Origin of the sequence: Yersinia sp. 2466 StPb PI (assembly GCF_041538325.1) — a bacterium.
In the GTDB taxonomy this organism is placed as follows: Bacteria; Pseudomonadota; Gammaproteobacteria; order Enterobacterales; family Enterobacteriaceae; genus Yersinia; species Yersinia enterocolitica_E.
In genome coordinates this window covers 4,047,649-4,068,421 of the sequence record NZ_JAULSL010000001.1, presented here as the reverse complement: position 1 = coordinate 4,068,421, position 20,773 = coordinate 4,047,649, and the positions used below count along the sequence as shown (strand labels likewise).

Sequence of the window (20,773 nt, the reverse complement as noted above, 5' to 3'; positions counted from 1 at the left end):
GGGCGTAACTATATATTTACGCCCGTTTTTATCCCGTGATTAGAACAACACAGAGTAGTTCACACCAAAGGTACGGCCACGTCCTTTATAGGTATAGAGATCAGGTGCTCCGTAGGTGGGGCTATACAGAATTGGTGCGCGCTGGCCCCAAACGGTGGTGTACTCTTTATCCAGCAGGTTTTCGATGCTGAAGCTGATTTTACCCACTGGCAAGGTGTAGCTGCTCAGGAAATCAATCGTGTTATAACCATCAAGTTTACGGCCTTTACTGTCTGACACATCGAAGGTCTGCTGGGATTGTACCCGCAGGTTCCAATCACCCGGAGCCCAACCAACATAAGCGGTGGCTTTTGACGGACTGGCGGTATCAACAGTGAGTTTCTGCCACTTGCCGTCAGTTTTGGTCTCAGATTTAATCAGGTTAAATGTTGCTCCGGTACTCCATTCGCTGTCTTCGAAGAAATAATCCGCTGCGCCTTCAACCCCGTAGATCCGGCGTTTGTCCGGCAACACACTGATGGTCATGTCTGTTTTGTTGATGGCAATAGTTTGGTCAGACAGTGAGTAGTAACCGGCGATTTGAGTGCGCAGGTTATCACCCGTATAGCGCCAGCCCAATTCATAAGCATTAACCTTAATACCCTCCAGCTTGGAGTCATTTACGTTGACGCTTTTTTGCAGTTGGTAGTGGCCGTTGACCAACTGATAGGTCCCGGAGCCGTAATATTTCGCCAGATCGGGGATCTCAAACCCTTGAGAGAAGTTGAACCACGTCTGCTGGTTTTGTGCCAGATGCGCCAGCAAACCGGCATTGAACAGGACGTTGTTGTAATCCGTTTTCCCGCCTGGCACTGCATCTGCGGAGGTCGCGCTGCCGTTAGCAATAGCTTGTTGTTGCGCATAGCCGACGAAATCATCGACCTTGTTCTCGGTGTATTGATAACGCACGCCACCACTCAGGGTAAAGATGGGGTTGATGTCATAGCTGGTTTGCAGGAACGGCGCGAGATTGGTGGTGGTGTAACTTGGGTAACGGCCAACATTGTAGGCATTTTGTAAGGTCATCCCGCCAGACTGCTGTGCCAGTGCCAGATTGAAGAACTGCTGGTTGGCGTTGAAGCTTTCATGCTCCGCGTCGACACCATAAGTCAGCGTGAGGCTGTCGATGGGTTTACTGTTTAGCGTCAGTTTACCGCCGTAAAAGTCGGTTTTCTGCTGTGATGCACCAATACTGGTTACCGCAGTACCTGCTTTGTTCAGGGTTGGGAACGGATAAAAGGTCAATGATTCATCACGGTAAAACACCTGTGCCACCAAATCCTGACCCCAGAAGTCGGTATTGGAGTATTGCAGGTTGATGAGATGGCGCTCAGTGCCCGGAATACGATCTGAGTTCAGATTGCCGCTGTTAGATGCCTGGCCGGTACCCGTCACTGCCGAGAAGTTTTCCCCCAGATATAATCCGTGTTTGCCATCGGATTCGCTGTTGAAATACTGGGTGGTTAACTGCAATTGCTGATGGTCATCAATGTTGAAGGTACCTGTGCCCATCACATCAAGGCGACCGGAATATTGCAGGCCGGTCTGGGTATTATCGATCAACACCTCATCGCCTTTACCGTCATACAAGCCGCCATAACGTTGATAGGAAACAGAAAAACGACCGAATGCTTGCTCATTCCCGCCGCTCACCGCAGCCCCGATATTCTCATCGTGATCGTTATGGCTGTTAAAACCGGTTTTGCCGCCAACTTGTAGTTCGACCTGTTTTTCTGCCTGACCTTTTTTGGTCACAATATTGATCAAGCCGCCAGTGCTACCCCCACCGTAAAGCGAAGTGGCACCGGAGATAACTTCTATATGCCCAATATTAAACGGATCTATGGAGTCAAGCTGACGGCTGTCGCTGCGTGAAGAGTTCAGGCGCACGCCATCGATCATCACCATCATTGAGCGGCCACGCATATTCATGCCGTAGTTGGTCCGGCCCTGACTGCTAACATCCATGCCAGGAATCAATTGCGCCAAAATATCTTTGATTTCCTTGCCAGCTTGAACTTGTTGTTCGAGTTCCTGACCTTCAATCACCCAGGTGGTTTGTGCCATTTCGGCCACGCTGCGGTGTGAGCGGCTGGCAGAAACCACCATTTGATCTTCTGCCCATGCTGCGGGCGCGAGCATAGCTAACAGGCACGGATTTAATACCCAGAGGTGTCTGCGTTTCATTGTTATTCTCTTTTTCCCATATTGGAGGTTATGTTAAAAATTAAAGTTGGTTTAACGATTGTTTTAAACCCAAACTCATTGGAGTTGCAGGTAGGCAGCCTGCAAACACATCCCGATGAGCTTACTCAAGTAAGTGATTTGCGCGCGCACGTGCAGCTAACCCCCCTGCGGTTTCAAGGACGAGGGGATCTGTGCGGGGAATAACGGCCGGCGGCTGGCTGCGCCATTGGATCACCGCTGGGGTGGATGTTAAATCGAACTGTTCACGACCTAAAACCCGGTTGAGAATACGCGCCGATCGCCAAGCCATCAGGCTGAGCTGCGGTTCTGCAATGCCGTGGCTATGCATACCGGCGTTGACTGCAAATAAGCAGTTATCGTGTGGGCCGCGCCAATCGAGGGTGAAGTCGGGAGCCACGCGGTATTGATAATCGGCAGTGGTCATCAGGCGGCTGGCCAGTGGTTTAAGGAATGCCGGACGTTCCTGTTGATAACCGGTCGCGAAGATAGTCACGTCGCTGTCAAAGGTTTCTTTGCCCTGATCGAGATGGTGATGGGTGACTAATTGGTAACCGTTACCTTGCGGATGCATCGCTGTCAGTGAGCGGCTAGGGAGCAGGCGCGCCCAAGGCTTTTCACGTAACACCTCAAACTGATGGTACATAGCACGGTAAATAGCCAGTAGCGACTCACTGGTAATGCCGTCAGACGTCATCTTCTGTTCAGCCAGCATATGTTGCTTGGCGTTGTCGTTCAGAGTATAGAAACCGTCAACGTATTCCGGGGTGAAGTACTCATTGGCAAAAGCGGCTTCATCCAGTGCGTTGTAATTATTCCGGCGTGAAATCCAATCTAACTGTTTCGGTTGGCCCCACTCTGCGCGGAAGATGTTGAGGAACAGGTCAGCTCCACTCTGACCACCACCGACGATGGTGACACGTTTACCAGCCAGATCGGGATTGCGCAGTGCCATTTCACTGGCATGGAAACAGCGATCGTTTTGCTCGCCGACACATTCCGGCAACTTGATACGTTTGCCGATCCCCAGACAAACATGGCGTGCATGGTAGACATTGCGTGTTGTGGTCACGACAAAATGGCGCTGCTGGTCGTCAAAATCCACACTCTGAATATCCTGGCTGAACTCTAGCGAACTCAACCCATGGGCAGCCCAACTGAGGTAGTCTGCAAACTCTTCCCGTGAAACCGTTCGGTGTTCAGTCGTCAGGAATCGGTAGAATTTCTTCCTTTGGACTAAGTAGTTAAGGAAGCTATAGGGATTGGTTGGCGACACCGCACTGACCAAATCTTTCAAAAAGCTGGTCTGCATGTGGCAATCAGGCACCATCATGCCGGGATGCCAGGTAAAGTGCGATTTACGCTCAAAGAATTTGCTGTTAAAGCCGGAAACTTCGCTGCCGAGGGCGGCAATACTGAGGTTAAATGGGCCTATGCCAATGCCGATGAAATCTAAAGTTTGATTCATTGGGCTAGCTCCTTGGTGACCAAATAAAGAGGGTTATCCAGATCCTGCAAGTAATTTGGCAACATTCGACTGCCACCATCCTGCTCTGAATAGGTGAGTTTCACCGGGTTGAGGACTACACGAATAATTTGTGGTTTAAACAAATCAAATAGGGAGAAACGCTCTGCCATGTCTGGATGCTGTGCCATGTAGCGCTGCAGTACCTGTGCCAGCAGTTGATAGAATTGGTGTTCATTGATGCCACACACATGCATCAGTGGTGAGATAAATCTCAGCACGGTGACGAAATGCCCGGTCTGTAGGTCATGTATCAGGTAGTCGGCAGATAAGCGTGCGGTGACGGCTTTCACGACACTGGGCAGTGAGGCCGCTTGCGGGAACTCTTTATCAACCAGGCGCATATCGCCCTGGAAGTCTTTCAATAGCACACGTTGTGGAATGTGGTCTTTCATCACCAAAGTGATGTTTTGGCCGTGGGCGATCAGTGCCACACCGTAACAACACATCAGGTGGTACATTGGCACCACGACCACCCGAAACATCTGTGCTAACCAGGCTTCGGCACTCAGCCCCGAACGTGCAATATAGGCGGCAATCAACGGATGCCCCTGATTATCGGTTTCCATCAGTGTGGCCATCAAAATTGCCTGTTCGCCCGGTTGTAAATAGCAGGACGGATTTTCTCGCCAAATCACGCCAAGCATTTCCTGATAGCGATAGGGCGCTTTACTCAAGGTGGCATAGGTCTGGTGCATCATATAACCGGCAGCGGGTTCTCCGAGGATCTCAGCACCGCTTGCTCGTAGCGTAGGGTCTTGTGCAAAGACTTGCTGTAACCAATGCGAAGCCGCAGGACCTGCGCTGATATATTTACCGGGGATGCCGCGATAACAAGAGGTGTTGTAGATGGTCAGTGGCAATTTGATATCAAATGGTACGCGGCGACTGACATTCGTTAAGGTACGTAATGATTGTTGCGCCAGATAGTGGTCACCAAACTCACCCAGTTCGATCAATTCACCTTCGGCTAATTGTGGCAGGAAGTGCAGGGCGATTTTTTGCTGCCACTGCCATGGGTGTAAGGGCACCGGTACCCAGTCGTCATTCAACGCGAGCTGCTGCCAGTGGCGCTCAAATCGCTGGCGTTCCGAGCTATCCATCGCACTGTCGAGCAGCCTGTCCAACGGGAATTGTGCATCCGCGCACCAGACAAAACTGCCACGTTTGGCGGCGATCCAATGCAGGCGGAACTGCCCTTGATATTCTGGCGCGTAGTGATGCAGGGCGGTTAGACCCCAGCCACGGCGGCCTTTGTTGAAGATAAATTTTGGGTGGCCAGCCAGCAGACATTGTAGTGCATCAGCATCAAGGGCAATCAGATCTTCGGCACTCATGCCCTGACGGGCAGAGAGTAACTGCATGTCTGCGCGCAGCGTGGCATAGAGGTCTTCCAGGTGTTCAGCAACCTGTGCATCGTCCATCTGCAACACTTGCGCCAGTTGGCGTAGCATATGGTCAGCGGTCAGCGGCACTCCTTCGCAGTGCAATGAGGCGGGGTCAATATGCAACCAGCCCCAGATACCCCGTTCGGCACTAAAGCGATAAACCGCGCCCGGTAAGGTGATGATCCATGCCTGGCCTGCTGGCGCGGCACACAGGGTGCGTTCATATTCCAGTTCAGCCAGGATCTTGGCGATCATCTGACGGTTAACGCGCTGCCAGTTGGCGTAATTGTCAGTGGTCATACCGTACCCTCTTGGAAGAAATCTGCGCGCTGATTCACTATCAGCCGCGAGCGTTTATGCGGGAAATCAAACTCTTTCAAGGTGTGGTAGCCCGCGGCAGGCAGGTGGCGGAACAGGCGCTGGTTATCGGCGCGTGGCTCAGCTACTACCCGGGTTGTGCGTGGTTCATCCAGATACAGATAGTGTGTCAGGCCACGTAACCAACTGCGGATGTATTGCGCTCCTCGCCAGCGCTCTTCACCTACCAGCATGTGTAGTCCACGATCAAAAGGCTGCCAACGGTAATGGCGACCAATCCGGTCTTCTGCTGCCCAATAAACTTCGAAATAACCAAAAGGTTGATCGTCAAAGCAACCCAAGAGCGGATAGCAATAATGCGAATCCAACTGACGTTGCAGATACGCTGCCTGAACCTCAAGCGGGCCACTCATTTCCCAAAAAGCATCTACGCGCGGCAAGTTCATCCAGCGGGTAAACTGCTCTGTGTCGCGATCAATTTCCGGTAAGCGGAAGCTCAGGGTATGTTTAATGTGCGGATCGAAACGGCGATAAACTTCGCCGTTAGGGCGCGCAGCACGTTGTGGGAACCAGATATCTCGCTCGGCGTCATACTGCATCTGATCAGTCGCCCGATGGCGTTCCGCTCCCAGCCACAGTGGTAGTTGATAAAATAGATCCCGTGCCAGATAGTCGCCATAGCTCAAGGCAAACACGGCCTGTGCTTGCGGCTCTTCCCGCCACTCTGCATAGGGCAACGCAATACCGGTTAATTGCGGTGCAGCAACGAACAACTGATCCAATGCCGGTACCAGCCAGCCTGGTGGCAATGGTCCGGGTGAGTGCAATACCGCGCTGCCGTCCAACCCTAAGCTGAGGGTCAGATTTTTTTCCAACTGTTCACAGCGAAAACTGCCTGCGGAGTGCATCAACTTAGCTTGTGGCATCATTGGGCAACTCCCAGGCGCTCTTGGTGAGGGAAACGAAATGGGTTTGCGAAATCAAAGTAGATAACTGCCGGATCAACGATGGTATTTTCATTGTGGTCATGCAGATAACAGAAGAAATTACCCTTGCAGTTCCAATGCGTGCTATCGAGTACGTAATCTAAACAAAGGGTATTTTTAGCCGTAGCCCGCAGGTTATGGAGTGCGTCGCGCACCCGCATCATCAGATTCTCTTCGCTGTCGAAACCGGCAGCCGCTAATGCGGCGGTTACTGCCAGACTGGAGTTGACTAGCAAGTAATAGGGGAAATAGCGCAGTAGTTGTTGTTCAGTGAAGCGGTTTTCCGCTCCGGCTTCGCCAATTTCTTCCAGCCACGGTGTGGCATCTTGGGTAAAGCCGCTGCCCTGACAGTCGCGATACAACATACCGATCGGCAAGTCTTGTTGCATTTCTACCAGAATGTTTTGCTGATGGGCTAATAGCACCAAACCGTAATCAGCTTCGGTGCTGAACAGTGGTAATAAGACCTGTTGGCAATAGGCATCCAGCCAGCAGTGGGTGGCCTGGCGTAACGGAAGATTTAGACGCGCCGCCAAACGGCGCACTGCGGCAACCAGCAAACTGTCGCCTCCATCTGGCGCGGCCTGAGTTAAGGTGACCAGCACATTGGTTTGAGCATCTGGCTGGCTGAACAACAGGTTGTCGCGTAGCACCATCAGACTCTCCTCTTGCACCGTGCCATCAGCGGAACATAAACCGGCCCAACCGTCCTCCTGCATGACCCTGAAGGTTGGATAGCGCGTTTGTAGTGCTTGCCAGCGCGGGGTTTGAGCCAAGCGGGCCAAGCGAATTCCACGTTTAACTTCTTTTACCGATAGCGTACGTACCGAGTTGGTCAGGCGGACACTGAGGGAAAACTTGATCATGTCGCGATTTGATGGGCTATACAGCGAACGCGAGGAACTGGTCGGCAGCCAGCGTTCACCTGCTTCACCCAAGTCTTGCAGTGCTTTCAGTTGTACCAACTGCTGACACCACTCCTGGGACAACAGGTGATCAGCCTGCCAGGGGTGCATCGGCAGCAGCCAAATATCATCGGTAAAGTGTGCCAGTAGCTGTGGTGCACTCTCGCTGGCAAAACGTTGCAGACGTTGTTGCAGTGTCAGGGTGAGACTCTCACCGCACAAAAAGCGTTTATCCACGGCAAACCAGCGTAGTGGAAAACGAGCGGCAAAGTCTGGCAGATAGCGATGGGCCTCTTTTTCATTGAAGGGTTCATGGGATTTTGGCGCTGGATGGAAGGCATGACCGACCAATAAGCCTTGCTCAGCCTGAGCAAAATTGAGTGGCTTATCACGCAGTGACGGCCAATCCAGACGAATATTGATAGCCTGTTGGGTGTTGTCATGACTTTCCAGAACCCGCTGGCGGAAACGTGTAACCACCTCATCTGACAGGTCACCTTTTACTGCGGGTTTATCCAACAACAAGGTCACCAACTGTTCCATGCCAAGTGCCGTTCCCGCACCATCGTCCTGCTGATATAGATAGGCTGGGAACAGATAGTGATGATGTTGTGTTGGGGATATATGGCGTAAAGCAATACGAATAGCTTGTGACGATGAAAGAGGGATATGGAGCTGTGGATAGGGTTGATTGTTTGCTGTCGGAAGGATTTGCCAGTCCCGGGTTTCACGCATCAATGCGTTGAGGAAACATTGCGCAGCCACATCGGTTGTCGCGGTTTCTAACTGGATAGTCATTATTCCATGCCACTCTTGATTCAATTGAGAATCATTCTTATATCAATAATATTTATCATTATCAATTAACTTATGATACAGTTTTTCTATTAAATATGCATAAATCCCCTATGTTATTAACGGTTAACTCACTTTTAATGCAAATTTCATCACAGTCTGAAACACGTTCAAGCGGGCATATACCTTCTTCTAATTGGCCGTTAGCCTTTTGTGCCGGCTTGCTGGGGATTGGGCAGAACGGTTTATTGGTCATGTTACCGGTATTGGTTAGCAGAACACATCTGTCACTGTCGGTGTGGGCCGGTTTACTTACCCTCGGATCCATGCTGTTTTTGATCGGATCACCGTGGTGGGGACGGCAATCGGAGGTTCGTGGGTGTAAATTTGTGGTCATCATGGCGCTGGCTGGCTACTTGCTAAGTTTTGTGTTGTTGACGCTGGCGGTATGGGGCTTAGCAGCGGGATGGTTACCGGAGATGGTCGGGCTGGGTGGGCTGATTGTGGCACGTATTATCTATGGCCTGACAGTCTCAGGCATGGTGCCCGCCTGCCAGACCTGGGCCTTGCAGCGCGCAGTGTATGAGCAGCGCATGGCTGCATTAGCTACCATTAGTTCAGGCTTGAGTTGTGGTCGTCTTCTTGGCCCACTTTGTGCCGCTCTTGCCCTCTCAATACACCCAATGGCACCGCTGTGGTTGATGGCAATAGCACCATTGATCGCACTGTTGGTGGTCTGTTGCCAATACAATGATCCGCCATTGCCGCCGGTTGCACATCAACAAAATCATTTACGTTTCAGCATGCTACCCTATTTACTCTGTGCACTGCTGCTGGCGGCAGTTGTCAGCCTGATGCAGCTTGGTCTGGCACCGCATTTAAACCAATTATTCAGGCATTCAGCCACCATGGTGAGCCACCATGTGGCAATTTTGCTTAGCGTGGCCGCAGGTTGTACCTTGTTGGCTCAGTTTTTGGTGGTACGCCCCCAACGTTTCAGCCCCTCTCAGCTTCTGTTGGTGGCAGCGTTATTCATGGTAGGTGGTTTAGGATTGATGTGTACCCAGCCATTGGTATTATTCTATGCGGGGTGTGCGCTAGCTTCTTTCGGTGCGGCGATGGCAACGCCGGGTTACCAATTGATGCTGAACGATAAATTATCCACGGGCAAAGGTTCCGGGGTGATAGCGACCAGCCATACATTGGGTTATGGCATGAGTGCGTTGATGGTGCCGTTAGTAGCAAAATTTTACGGTGAGTCGCAGTTGATTGCTGCGGCTCTGATGATGGCCGTTCTGTTGGGCGGGATAAGTGGCTGGCTGTGGTGCCAGCATCGGGTCACAGCACATTCTGCGGGAGAGTAACTGTCATGTCCGGCGCATCAAGCTACCGAGTTTTCGATATCAAATTGAAAGTAAAAGAAAATATCTCACCGTCACTGTTACGTTGCGTATTTGAAGGGCCAGAAGTCAATCGTATGAAACTTGAAGCGCCAGATCAGCGTATTAAGCTGCTATTGCCCGCAGACAACGGTCTGATTACTCAGGTATCAAAAGGCGACGATTGGTATCGTAATTACCTAACTATCCCGAAAGAGCAGCGACCGATAATGCGCACTTATACACTGCGTGCATTGCGTGCTGAGCAGAACGAGATGGACGTGGAATTTGTTTTGCACGGCGTGACCGGCCCAGCATCGGCTTGGGCAACACATGCCAAACCAGGCGATGCCATTCAGGTTGTTGCGCCGAATGCCGAGTATCAATCTGACAGTGGCGGTTATGAGTGGATCCCGCCAGCGCAGATGATGCAGGCGTTACTGATTGCCGACGAAACAGCATTACCGGCGGCGGTGGCTATTTTGGAACAGCTGGCATTACAAGCTAACCCTCCACATGTTCAAGCTTTTTTTGAGGTACCGCTGGTGGGTGATTGCATCAATCTTGAGCGATTTCCGTTTGCGCAGGTTTACTGGTTGCCACGTGATACGCCGCATCACCCCGCCCATGGCAGCTTGTTAGTTGACGCGGTACGTCAATGGGTACAAATTCCGGCTGCGGCGCAAGTCGCGGCACAATCATTAGCAGAGAATAGTCTGGGTGGTGATGTGTTATGGGAGCGAGCCGAAGGTACCAGTAGTTTCTATGCCTGGGTGGCGGCTGAATCCTCAACAGTGAAAGCTTTGCGCCGCTATCTGATTGGTGAACGCTGTCTGGACCGTACTTGCGTAAACTTTATGGCGTACTGGTGTTAATCAATTTGCTATATCAAATGCCCCTGCAAAATTAGCCCCCTCTGGGCCAGTTATTCAATCCCCGTCATAAAAATGGCGGGGCAGTGACAATTTCAAATATCTCTCCCTCTCCCCCTCGCAAACACCGATGTTACGAACTGCGTAATGTATTAATAACCTATATAAATACTGACATTATGCTAATGTCAGTATTAAACCGATACCAATCATCAGTTCCAGAGTCAACAAGATTATTCAGGGGAGTTTTTTAGTGGGCGACCCTTAAAAAATAAACCCATGATGCAAATTTATTTGCAGAGCTTTGTATCAAAATAGGTGTGTTATTTATGAATAAATATGATGATATTAAGCAGTTCAAAGATAAAATAGACATGCACGATATTGATTATAAAGAAATTTCTGAAAAAGAAGTTCAAGCGGATGCTTTTTCATGGCCGCTTATTAAACAGTTGGCTTCACAAGACAATGATTCATTTTTAGAAAATGGTCGAACTATACAGCCGACACCTCAGCTTGTTTCAGCCACTGAGTTCGCCGAGCCTGATGTGTTAAACGTGATGAGTGAACCTCACGCTATAAATAGTGATCCTCTGCTAAATACCGAGGTAACAAACCGGCCAGCCGCAATGCGATCACTGTTTCCTGCGCCACCGGTTGCCCATACTCTAGCTCCGCAGCCAGTCAATTTAAACGAACCTGCTATACCGCAAGCGGTTTCTAAACCTATACTTACGACACAATTTTCATCCTCACCAACTGGCCCGTTGGAATCAGGTAAAAAAACTGAATTTAAAAACATTTTTTCACAAAAAGAACCACCAAAAGAGCAGGTTGTTTTTGCCGAGTCATCGCGGGATATTCCTTTACAAACGTTGTTAGAGAGCATCGCCTTATGCCGTTAGTTTGTGTATGTTCACCGAAAGGTGGTGTCGGTAAAACTACTTTTGCAGCCAATTTGGCGCACTCACTGGCACGTAGTGGTAGCAAGGTTCTACTTATTGATTTCGATGTACAAAATGCTCTGCGCTTGCACTTTGGTGTCCCTTTGTCGGATGAACGTGGTTATGTTTCTGAGTCAGGTAATGCATCTGACTGGAGCCAATTTATCCTTAAAGCGGGAACGAATACCTTTGTCTTGCCTTATGGCGAGGTGGATGAAGCGAAACGTCTGGCTTTCGAGCATGAATTAACGGCTGATCCACATTTTTTACAACGGGGGCTACATTCAGTCCTCAATTATCCTGGATTAGTGGTTATCGCTGATTTTCCTCCGGGACCAAGCCCGGCGTTAAAAGCGATGCAAGGGATTGCGGATATGCATTTGGTGGTGATGTTGGCAGACACTGCATCTTTATCTTTATTACCTCAAATAGAGAAAGGCAAACTTATCGGCGCCCCTTTAGATAACAAAATGGGAACCTATTTTGTTGTTAATCAAAGTGATAATCGTCGTCAACTCAGCCATGATGTCTCACAATTCTTTGAGCAACGTCTGGGCGATAAATTGTTAGGAATGATTCATCGGGATGAATGTGTGCCAGAAGCGAATGCTTCTCAACGTTCAATTATTGATTTCAGCCCCGTGTCAGCTGCCGCATTTGATATTGAGCTTATTAGTAAAAAAGTTGCAGCTATTTTGGGAATAAAGATCGGCGGGGGGGAGGTTTACTCTACGCCTAAACATGACTTCTATTAAATACTGGCTGAATTCAAGATGAAGAAAATTCAATTTTATCTTCTGTTGTTACTGTTATTGCCAATCGCTATCTTGGTTGTTGTTACACCAATGGACAGTGAGAAGCAGTACATTTTTGCATTATTCAGCATTGCTGCGTTCTTTTTACTTGGCATAAGTAAAAGCAGAAAAGTAACAATAGTAATGACAGTATTGTCATTTTTGATGTCATCCCGATATATTTATTGGCGCACGACTGAAACGCTTCATTTTGGTTCTGTAACCGAGACAATATTAGGCATACTTCTTTATAGTGCAGAACTTTACATCTGGATTATTCTAAGTCTTAGTTATTTACAGACTATTTGGCCATTAAAACGAACGATTGAACCGCTGCCTGAGAATACCGATTTATGGCCAACGGTTGATGTTTACATTCCTACCTATAATGAAAGTCTGGATGTGGTTAGAGATACGATTCTGGCAGCCCAATGTATTGATTACCCAAAAGAAAAAATAAAAATATATGTATTGGATGACGGAAAACGAACTGAGTTCGCTGTATTTGCTGCGGATGTAGGGGTTGGTTATATCACTCGAAATGATAACCGTCATGCTAAAGCCGGTAACCTTAACCATGCGATGAAGATTACGCAGGGGGAGTTAATCTGCGTTTTTGATTGTGACCACGTAGCTACCCGCGGTTTTTTACAGGCCACGGTGGGTGGGTTCCTGGTTGATAAGCGGTTGGCGTTGCTCCAGACGCCACACTACTTTTACTCCCCCGATCCGTTTGAGCGCAATCTATCAACAGGCCGTTCTGTTCCTAATGAAGGGGCCCTTTTTTATGGCCCTATTCAGCAAGGGAACGATAACTGGAATGCGGCATTTTTCTGCGGTTCTTGTGCTGTTATTCGCCGTAAGGCATTAGATGAAATTGGTGGTTTTGCGGTAGAAACAGTCACCGAAGACTCCCATACTGCGCTGAAATTACAGCGTTTAGGTTGGAACTCAGCCTTTATTTCCATCCCACTCGCCGCGGGGCTGGCGACTGAACGTTTGGCGTTACATGTGATCCAACGGACCCGTTGGGCGCGGGGGATGACACAAATTTTCCGTGTGGATAATCCCTTGTTAGGGCGTGGGCTGAGCCTTCCTCAGCGTTTGTGTTATCTCAACGCCATGATTTATTACCAATTTGGTTTGCCACGCGTGGTCTTTTTACTCGCGCCACTGGGCTATCTTCTCTTTAACCAGAGTATTATTGCCTCGTCAGCCGAATTGATTTTCGCCTATGTTTTGCCCCATTTAATTATGTCTATTGCCATCAACTCACGCAGTAATGGCCGCTTCCGCTACTCTTTCTGGGGTGAAGTTTATGAAACCGTAATGGCATTCCATTTGGTTATTCCAACCATCGTTACGATGATTTCACCAAAACGTGGCAAGTTTAACGTGACGGATAAAGGCGACCTACTGGATAAGAGTTATTTCGATTTCAATATTGTTCGACCGCATATTATTGCAGTTGTTCTGATGTTGCTCGGCATTATATGGGGATTAGTGCGCGTAGCATTGCCAGATTATTTTGGTGTTAATCCGAATGTAATTGCACTTAATATCGCCTGGGCTACTTTCAGTGTCATTCTATTATTTGCGGCTATTTCTGTTGCGCGCGAGACTCGTCAGACACGTAAAACGATCCGCATTGACGTCCAGTTACCGGCCATTATTCATTATAGTAATGGCATATCACTGCGTACTCACACCCTGGACTTGTCAATGGGCGGGGTTCGTCTGGCGATTAAAGACCAACATTTCCCAACTGAGGGTATTGAAGAGGTGGAGCTGATGTTACAACGCGGTGCTGTCAGTCTACCTGTCACGCTTATTGATGTTGAACTCGGTGCTGTGCGGTTGATGTTTGGTGATATTCCACTGGTTAAACGTCGGGAACTGGTTCGTATTGTGTTGGCCCGTGCAGATGCCTGGATTACCGAGCCTTATCCTCAGGATCGACCATTACATTCATTACTCAGCATTATTCGTTGTGCGTTTGAACTCTTTTATCTGCCGTGGAAGCAACGTCGGGCTAGAAAAAGAAAGCTGGCCCTCCAGAAAAAAGGAAATGCGGCATGAAAGGGATATTGAGCAAGATATTGCCGTCATTGTGGTTTACAGGTGTGGTGGCCGCGTGCTCTCTGGCATTTTTTCCCATCAATGGGTTTGCTGTAGACACTAATCGTATCGCGGGCCAGGAACAGCAAACTGAAGATGCAGCCACCGCGGGAGATTTCCCTTTATTACCTCGGCCGAACAGTGATGACTCAACCGCTGGGGCAGTGGCTCCTGCGGTTGATAATTACCCGCAAATCGCCAGCGCCCCTGAAAACCGCCCTTTGTATGATTCAACTCTACCGACACCCGTAGTTGATAACACGGTAGTGGTGACCCGCCCGGCCTCATACAACGCGATAGTGAATACCACGATTACCATTAAAGATATGGGGCAGCCCAATGGGTTGCTGTTAAGTGGCGGTCAATTGCAATCAGGCATTGTCTTCACGTTACCCAATGATTTGGTGATTACCAATGCAAAACTATCTCTGGCGCTAAAATTATCATCAGAGCTGGCTGGTAAGAATTACAGCTTACAGTTAATGCTGAACGGGCAGCCGTTAGGGACATTGCCACTAACGCCGTCAAGTGAAAACAGCGCGATATACCAAGTTGATGTCCCTGCGGCGATGGTGGTCGCGACCAATAATCTGAGTATGAGTATTACTGGTGACAACACGGTATTGCAGTGTGAAACAGATCAATTGAATAAATTTTGGGTCAGTATTTTACCGACCTCAAGTATTCAATTAGAAGGGCAACAACTGAATATTGGTAAGAATTTGGGACTATTCCCCCGGCCATTCTTTGATGCTATGCAGATGAAAGAGACCAAAGTGGTTATGGCATTCCCGGCTAATATTCGTGCTGATGTGATTGGTGCTGCCGCCGGTGTTGCTTCATGGTTTGGTTATCAGGCTAATTACCGTGATATTGATTTCCCGGTACAATTTGATTCACTACCCGAAGGTAATGGTATTTTATTTGGTAAGCCGGGTGAGCATATCGGTGATTTTGTGTTACCGCAAAGCACCGGCCCAAGTCTGCAATTGATTGATAACCCGCACAATCCGGTGGCTAAATTACTCTTGGTTATTGGCAATAATGAGGAGGAGTTGCGTCAGGCTGCATGGCGTTTAACTTCCGGGCCATTACCGCCAGAGGCGAATAGCCTAAGTGTTAAAGCGCAAGCTATCCCGCGTAGCATTCCCTATGACGCTCCACGCTGGATTAATACTGAACATCCCGTATTACTTAAATCTTTAGTGCCAAATCTCGATGCTTTGACTGCTAATGGTATTTATCATGACGGTATTCATGTTGATTTCCGGGCGGCACCCGATCTATTTATGTGGGATGGAGAAACTATACCCATCCATATCGGCTACCGTTTCCCGATTGAAGACTGGATTGATGAAAATAGCTCCCAACTTAACGTATCGATTAACAATATTTTCTTGTATAACCTGCCGGTAAATAAGAAGGGGTTGATTGAGTCCCTGTGGCGGGCGGTTGGTGGCGATACTCGTCAGGAGAGTTATACCCTGCGTTTGGCTCCTTATCTGATTTATGGTGATAACCAGTTAGAGTTCTATTTCGCGATTAATCCGAAAGCCGGAACCCCCTGTAATCTACTAAACAACAATAATATTAAGAGCCGTATCGAACCTGATTCTTATATTGACTTGAGTCACACCCATCACTTTACCCTGTTGCCTAATCTTTCGTATTTTGTCGGCGCATCCTTCCCTTTCACCCGCTTGGCTGATTTCTCACAAACCTTGGTATTATTGCCCGAAAAACCAAGCAAAACAGAAGTTCGTACATTACTTGGTCTTGCGGCTCGTGCCGGTAATTCAACCGGAAAGCCAGTTATCCACGTCAAGGTGAAGCTGGGCGTGTCCGCAAATGAAAAAGATATTTCACTGTTTGCTGATAACGATATTTTGGTGGTGTCGACATTAGACCATGCTGATTTCACCCAAACACTATTAACCGCGACATCATTTGGCCTGGAAAATGGTGTGCTATCAGTGAAAGAACCGTCGACGTTAGAAAAGTTGGCGGATTACCTCACTGGGGTTTGGTTCCGCCAGCAAGTTGAGGCCGATCGCTACCTTTCATCGACCGATAACTGGCGCGGCTTCCTGAGTTTCCGTTCTGGTTGGAATCCGCAGAAAGTCGTGGTGCTGGCAACCGCAACAGGTGATGATCAATTAGCGAGTATTCACGGCGATTTGAAGTTATCGACGGTTAATGCCGGCGTGCGTGGCGATCTGGCAATTATTACCAATGAAAATGGTGTGCGCAGTTTTAGTGTTGGGGAGCAATTCCCTCGTGGTGAGCTGCCTTGGTATCAAATGGTTATCTGGTATGCCAGTCAGCATATCGTGATTTTGGCGTTACTTGCTTTACTGATCTCAGTCATCATTGGTGTGAGCATGTTTGGGTTATTAAAACGCCGTGCAGCAATACGCTTAGGCAAAGATCCTGAAGAATGATAATAAAACTGTTGATGATGTGGGCCTATTGTATGGAGCGGGGTTGATATGAAATCAAGTCATGTAAAGTCACCATTGATTAATGCCCTGTTGCTTACTGGGATGGTCGGATTTGCTGCAATCCCTGTCTGGGGACAGGCGGCAGAGAATACGCCAGCGATAAAGGCATTGTTAGATCAGGCCACCTACTGGCATGAGAAAGCCCATAATGATCTGGCGACTAACGCGCTGCAAAAGATCCTGATGGTCGATCCTACCAACGTTGATGCTTTATATCTAATGTCCCTTTATGCCTCTGAAAAAGGGGATAAAGCCGAGTCGCTTGAATGGCGTAAAAAATTAAATGCGGCCTCCCCGGATGACCCACGTTTGCAGTCGTTAGATAATGCCAAAGTCATGCAGTCCATTTCGCCGAGCCAATTAGCGGCAGCGCGCCAGTTTGCCAGCCAGGGCAATATTCCCAAGGCGATTGAGAGTTATCAGAATTTATTTAACGGTAATAAACCGTTGGATAATTTAGCGGTAGAATATTATTTGACCATGGCGGGGGATGCGGCGACGTTACCAACAGCTATCGCCGAATTACAGCAACGTGTAGCACAGTCCCCAAATGATGTTGCTGCCCGCGTGGCGCTGGGTAAAGTGCTGACCTACCAACAGACAACCCGCCGTGATGGTATTGCCATGCTTAATAGTCTGGCGGCGACTAACCGCGAAGCTGATGCTGCTTTGCGCCAGGCACTGATGTGGATAACACCGCAACCGGCAGATGAAGGGCTTTATCAGGCCTATCAACAACGCCATCCCGATGATCAGGTTGTCGCCGATTACTATAAAAAGAATATCGGTGGAGCAGCAAAAGGCCAGGGTTACAGTGAACTTAATCGCGGTGATTTAACCAATGCGAAAAGCCAGTTTGAGTCAGTGCTGGCGATCAACCCTAACGATGGCGATGCATTAGCGGGTTTGGGATTTATCGCTTTGCGCAGTGGTGATTTCGCCAATGCAGAAAACTACCTGACTCAGGCGGCCAAACAAGGTGGGGCAAACAGCGCACAACTGGCGGCGCAAGCGCAAGATGCCCATTTCTACGGCGAGTTGGATAAAGCTAAAAAAGCCTTTGCCAGCGGGAATATTGACGGTGCGCTGGCATTGAGCGCCCCATTGGCACAGGCCACAGGGGACAAAGGCACTGCGGTGGCGCTGTTCCGGGCTGATTTGTTGCGGCGCAAAGGTGATTTGAGTGCTGCTGAACAGGCTTACCGCAATATCCTGGCGCAGCAACAGCAAAATAATGATGCGAAATTGGGGCTGTATTATGTATTGCGGCAGCAAAAGAATGATGCCGAGGCACAGCAAGTGCTACAAACCGTGCCAAACAATCTCAAACCCGCCGCCGCGCCCGCTGGGATCAATGTTGATCCGATTCGCCGTGAGGCTGCATTAGCGCTGCAACGTAATGATCCTACGGCGGCATTAAATCTGTTACAACAGGCGCTAACTAAGCAGCCATCGAATATCTGGGTTCGTCTGGATATGGCGAGAATTCTGCAACAACAAGGAAATACAGCCCAGGCGCAAAGTCTGATGGCTGAAGCTTCGGCTCCCGGCGCACCGGCGGATAATCTATATGCTGCCGCTTTGTTTGCCGCTGAAAACAAAGATTGGGCAACCAGTAATGCTTTACTCAATCAGATCCCGCCAGCCCGCCAAACTAAAGAGGTCCGTGCGCTCGCTGACCGTATGGAGTTCAATCAAAAAATAGCGACAGCAGAAACGGCTCTGGCAAAGGGTGATTCAGCCAGTGCTGCGGCAATATTGCGCGGACTGGCACAAAATCCGCCTACCGCCCCTGCCGATGTCGGTAATCTGGCTAAAGATTTGATGGCTGCCGGTGACAGCACCACGGCGGTTAGTTTAGTGCGTAAAAGTATCAATAACGGCATTCATGGCAAGGCGGGCGATTATGCGGCACAAATCAGTGTCTTGACGCAATCTGGCCTGACGCAAGAAGCGGAAGCCTTATTGAGTAATCCCGCGATTCAAAGTGGCAGTTCGCCGATAGAGATCAGTCGATTACGACTAGGGACCACTATCAATCAGGCCGATGCATTGCGTGAGCAAGGCCAGTATGCTGCGGCGTATGACAAGTTGATTGTTGCGCTACAAAGTGATCCGCAAAATATTGACCTGATGCTGGCGATGGGGCGTCTTTACCAATCCGGTAAAATGAATGATGAAGCCGGTAAAGTTTATGCTTATTTATTAAAACGTGATCCTACTAATGAAGGGGCGCGGGTAGGGGCGGTAAACGTGGCACTGGCTAATGGTGATGTCCAGAGCGCCAGACAATTGATGTTGGGCATGCGCGGGCCAAGAACCCCTGAGCGCTTATTGCTTGCTGCCCGGGTCGCGGAAGCTGAAGGAGATCATGAGCAGGCTTTGGCTTTGTTACGTTCCGCCAAAGGTAAAATGATTGGGCTGGAAGGGGCAGACAGTGTTGGTGGCGCGAATATTGCTGGTTTACAACTTAGCGACAATCCGTTTATTAACCAGACCACCCGCACGCAGCCGCGGACCAATTCAAGCTATGGCGCGGTGTTGCCGTGGCAAAATGCGGGCACAGAAGGCGCTGCCATGGGGGGCGTCAATAATCTGGCACCTACCGCTAACGTTGCGCAAAACGGCACCCTGAAGCAAGTTGATCAGATGCTGGATACTTTACAGGATAAAACTGCCAGTTGGGCGCAGGCCAATATCAGTATTCGCAGTCGCGATGGTGAATCGGGCCTGAGTCAATTGACTGAAGCCAAAGCCCCGCTCACCTTTGCCGGTGTGCCTTTTGATACCTCCCGCCTGAGTTTTACCGTCACGCCGGTATCCCTCAATGCAGGTTCAACCTCAGGTACGGGCAGTAATCGTTTTGGTACCGGGGCATTGCAGCAGGGTTTGGAAGTTAAAAATGCGACAGAGACATCAGCACTTGCCGCAACTAACTCAGCGGCGGTATTAGCGGCGGCGACAACTGCTCAATTGCAGGCTCAGGCGGATAGAGAAAGTGCGTGTAATGGCGCAGGTGCTGGAACGCAAGGTTGTGTTGATGCCAGGGTAGTGGAAAATGATGCCAACAGTGCTAAACAACTGGCGGCTAATAATCTGGTCACAGCCCAAACCTTTAGTCCAAATGATTTCACCGCCGACTCCCCAGGCTCACAAAGTGAGTCAGGGGTAGAGCTGGCCCTGGCCTTGGCGGGGGAAGATTATAAAGCCGACATTGGTACCACGCCGTTAGGGCAAGATATGAGTGCCCTTATTGGCGGCGTGCAATGGGCACCTAAGCTTGGCGAATTCGCTAAACTGGCGATGACAGTAGAACGTCGGCCAGTGACGGATAGCTTGCTTTCATACGTGGGTGCAACCGATAAGATCAGCGGATCGCGATGGGGGGCAGTCACTAAGAATGGGGGTGGCTTAAACCTGAGCTATGACGATGGCGATGCCGGCCTTTATGCAGGATTAAATTATTACAATTATATCGGTGATAATGTTCCGAGTAATGGTTCAATTAACTCTTCAGTCGGCGCGTATATTCGTCCTTACCGCTATGATGACCGTGAATTAAAAACGGGCATCAATATCAGTTATATGAATTTCTCTAAAAATCTCAGTTATTTCAGTTACGGTCAAGGGGGCTATTTCAGCCCGCAAGATTATGTCAGTGTCTCTTTCCCGGTTGAGTATAGCCAACGTTATGGTAACTGGAATTATAAATTGGGTGGGGCGGTAGGCTATCAATCCTATTCGCAGGATGAGAGTAAATATTTCCCGAATAATCCAGAGTTGCAGGCTCAACTGGAGCAATTGGTGCGCGATGGTTATAGCACTGAATCCCGTTATGCTGCGCAAAGTAAAAATGGCATCGGATATAACTTCAAGGCTGATGGCAGTTACAACTTACAGAAGAATATGCAGATCGGCGGACAGGTTGGCTATGATACTTTTGGCGACTACTCCGAAACTACCGCCTTGGTCTACTTCAGATATTTGTTGGATGGGAAATAATC

General features: G+C 49.2%; 12 protein-coding genes. 7 read left to right on the top strand and 5 right to left on the bottom strand.

From position 1 onward, the window contains the following. Positions 1 to 39: 39 nt before the first annotated feature. The 5 genes from Q2T72_RS18475 to Q2T72_RS18455 all read right to left on the bottom strand — a co-directional run bounded on the left by Q2T72_RS18475 (position 40) and on the right by Q2T72_RS18455 (position 8,164). On the bottom strand, positions 40 to 2,226 hold the full coding sequence (locus Q2T72_RS18475; RefSeq protein WP_372569633.1) for a TonB-dependent siderophore receptor: 2,187 nt from the start codon (positions 2,224 to 2,226) through the stop codon (positions 40 to 42). A gap of 121 nt (positions 2,227 to 2,347) precedes the next feature. After that, positions 2,348 to 3,712 carry a lysine N(6)-hydroxylase/L-ornithine N(5)-oxygenase family protein gene (locus tag Q2T72_RS18470; RefSeq protein WP_083162531.1) on the bottom strand — a complete coding sequence of 455 codons (1,365 nt, stop codon included), beginning with the start codon at positions 3,710 to 3,712 and terminating at the stop codon, positions 2,348 to 2,350. After that, complete coding sequence (iucC, locus tag Q2T72_RS18465; RefSeq protein WP_372569632.1) at positions 3,709 to 5,457, bottom strand: aerobactin synthase IucC; 1,749 nt, start codon at positions 5,455 to 5,457, stop codon at positions 3,709 to 3,711. The genes Q2T72_RS18470 and iucC overlap by 4 nt, the downstream gene beginning before the upstream one ends. Then, positions 5,454 to 6,404 (bottom strand): GNAT family N-acetyltransferase, encoded by a 951-nt coding sequence (locus Q2T72_RS18460; protein ID WP_372569631.1) that lies wholly within the window; start codon positions 6,402 to 6,404, stop codon positions 5,454 to 5,456. Before Q2T72_RS18460 ends, iucC begins: the two co-directional genes overlap by 4 nt. After that, entirely contained in the window at positions 6,401 to 8,164 is a 1,764-nt protein-coding gene (locus tag Q2T72_RS18455) for an IucA/IucC family siderophore biosynthesis protein (RefSeq protein ID WP_372569630.1), read from the bottom strand. Before Q2T72_RS18455 ends, Q2T72_RS18460 begins: the two co-directional genes overlap by 4 nt. Before the next feature lie 137 nt (positions 8,165 to 8,301). Here Q2T72_RS18455 and Q2T72_RS18450 point away from each other — a divergent pair, with 137 nt between their 5' ends. From Q2T72_RS18450 to Q2T72_RS18420, 7 genes are all read left to right on the top strand, one after another. Beyond that, positions 8,302 to 9,525, top strand: a complete 1,224-nt coding sequence (locus Q2T72_RS18450; RefSeq protein WP_083162539.1) for an MFS transporter — start codon at positions 8,302 to 8,304, stop codon at positions 9,523 to 9,525. A 5-nt stretch (positions 9,526 to 9,530) separates the two neighbouring features. Then, the gene (locus Q2T72_RS18445) at positions 9,531 to 10,415 is read left to right on the top strand and encodes a siderophore-interacting protein (RefSeq protein WP_372569629.1); all 885 of its coding nucleotides are present in this window, start codon (positions 9,531 to 9,533) and stop codon (positions 10,413 to 10,415) included. Between the two features lie 326 nt (positions 10,416 to 10,741). Beyond that, positions 10,742 to 11,317, top strand: coding sequence for a cellulose biosynthesis protein BcsO (bcsO, locus tag Q2T72_RS18440; RefSeq protein ID WP_083162543.1), 576 nt, complete (start codon positions 10,742 to 10,744; stop codon positions 11,315 to 11,317). Then, complete coding sequence (gene bcsQ / locus Q2T72_RS18435) at positions 11,308 to 12,111, top strand: cellulose biosynthesis protein BcsQ (RefSeq protein ID WP_083162544.1); 804 nt, start codon at positions 11,308 to 11,310, stop codon at positions 12,109 to 12,111. Before bcsO ends, bcsQ begins: the two co-directional genes overlap by 10 nt. An 18-nt stretch (positions 12,112 to 12,129) precedes the next feature. Continuing rightward, on the top strand, positions 12,130 to 14,229 hold the full coding sequence (bcsA, locus tag Q2T72_RS18430; protein WP_083162545.1) for a UDP-forming cellulose synthase catalytic subunit: 2,100 nt from the start codon (positions 12,130 to 12,132) through the stop codon (positions 14,227 to 14,229). Continuing rightward, complete coding sequence (bcsB, locus tag Q2T72_RS18425) at positions 14,226 to 16,709, top strand: cellulose biosynthesis cyclic di-GMP-binding regulatory protein BcsB (RefSeq protein WP_372569628.1); 2,484 nt, start codon at positions 14,226 to 14,228, stop codon at positions 16,707 to 16,709. Before bcsA ends, bcsB begins: the two co-directional genes overlap by 4 nt. A 48-nt stretch (positions 16,710 to 16,757) precedes the next feature. Beyond that, positions 16,758 to 20,771 carry a cellulose synthase subunit BcsC-related outer membrane protein gene (locus Q2T72_RS18420; RefSeq protein ID WP_372569627.1) on the top strand — a complete coding sequence of 1,338 codons (4,014 nt, stop codon included), beginning with the start codon at positions 16,758 to 16,760 and terminating at the stop codon, positions 20,769 to 20,771. Positions 20,772 to 20,773: the final 2 nt, after the last annotated feature.